Origin of the sequence: Deinococcus marmoris DSM 12784 (assembly GCF_000701405.1) — a bacterium.
GTDB classification, from domain to species: Bacteria; Deinococcota; Deinococci; order Deinococcales; family Deinococcaceae; genus Deinococcus; species Deinococcus marmoris.
In genome coordinates this window covers 1-1411 of record NZ_JNIV01000239.1, presented here as the reverse complement: position 1 = coordinate 1411, position 1411 = coordinate 1, and the positions used below count along the sequence as shown (strand labels likewise).

Annotated in this window: 1 protein-coding gene; it reads right to left on the bottom strand. The window is 62.6% G+C overall.

All coding sequences use genetic code 11. From position 1 onward, the window contains the following. Positions 1–75 precede the first annotated feature (75 nt). A complete protein-coding gene (locus Q319_RS0123580) occupies positions 76–981 on the bottom strand; it encodes a DUF1266 domain-containing protein (RefSeq protein WP_029484803.1) in 906 nt (301 codons plus the stop codon). Between the last annotated feature and the right edge of the window lie 430 nt (positions 982–1411).

The following is a 1411-nucleotide window of genomic DNA, read 5'->3' as shown; positions in this document are numbered from 1 at the left end:
TGCCAGAAATCGGCGGCGTCATGTTGAAGAGGTTGACTGAAAGCGTTGGACTTCATGGCATATATTGTAAAATATTTAATCGGAGTCCGTATCAGGCGTGTCCACCTTGGGGGCGTCATGCCGTTCTGGCAAACGGCCTGTTGTGGGCCAGGGGTCCCGCAGCCAGGGGCTGTCGGCGTCCTCAAGAAGCCAGCGCACCGTCTGGGTATAGCCCTTGTTTCTGACCCCATCAATGACCCCCCCTGACTTCCAGAACTCCGCTCCTGCCCGGAAACTCTGCCCATAGTGTGCCCAGTCCTGGAATGCCGCGTCCCGCGCCATCTGACGGCACTGTCCCAGCACCCGCCAGCCCTGCGCTTCACTCAGGTAGCCCAGCGCCACGCTCTGCGCGGCGATGTCCGCCGCCCGCGCCAGATCGAAGGCCAGTCCACCTACCTCGCCCACCTCACCCTCCCACTTGCCCACCACGGCGGCCAGGCGCTTGTTGAGGTCACCCGTCCCATTTCCTGATTGCAACTGCTGACGCACCGCCTGATAGGGGGCGCGGTGGCCGCTGTCCAGCAGCCAGGCCAGACTGGACATGGCCGAGGCGTGATCGGTGATGTCCCAGCCCTCTACCAGGGACTGGCGCAACTCGTCTTCCTTTCCCGCTGGCGGCACGAACTGGTAGAAATACTCCAGCGGGCGGCCCGAGGTGGCGTCCTCAAAAATCTGAATCCAGAGCTGAGCGAAGGGAGCGCGCAGGTTCAGGGCGAAGCGCTCAGCTTCACCTAGAGACAGGGCCGCCGTCTCCACCACCTGTTGGCGGGCTGTCGTCTGCTCGGCTTGCTGCGCTTCACGCTCGGCCTTTTCCTGGGTCAGTTCCTCGTTGACCTCCTGAACGCCCTCGCGGGCACCTTCGAGCATGGCCTTGCCTGCCCACCAGATGAACGCCAGAACAATGCCCACCAGGACAGGGATTACCAGTTGCCACAAGGTCACGCGGGCAGCATACCGTCAGTGGTGCGGGGGCCTGTGACGGAATAAGGTGGGCACAACGGTACTTTGCTTCCAAGTGGAGGAGGGGCGCGACGCCACTGGGGAGCCTGTGAACCGTTCTCCAAGGGTTGCCGAGGGGGAAGAGCTATGTCCGCTGTTTGGTCTGCCAGCCCTGGCCGTTGTGGGCCGCACAGGCGTGCAGCGCTGGCGTCAAGATGGGGACGTCTGGGTTCCCGTCTGACCAGCCGTGCGCGCCCCGCCCCAGCGCGCATAGGCCGTCTCTGTAGGTCTTCAGTCTGAGCTGGTGGACGTAGTCAAGTCACCACAAGGTTTCGATGCCCTTAGGTGTACGGAAGTTTTTGCCATGTTTGACATGCACAATGGTCAGGGGCTGCAAGCGGGCCATGATGCGCCCGCCAAATATTGCGGCAAG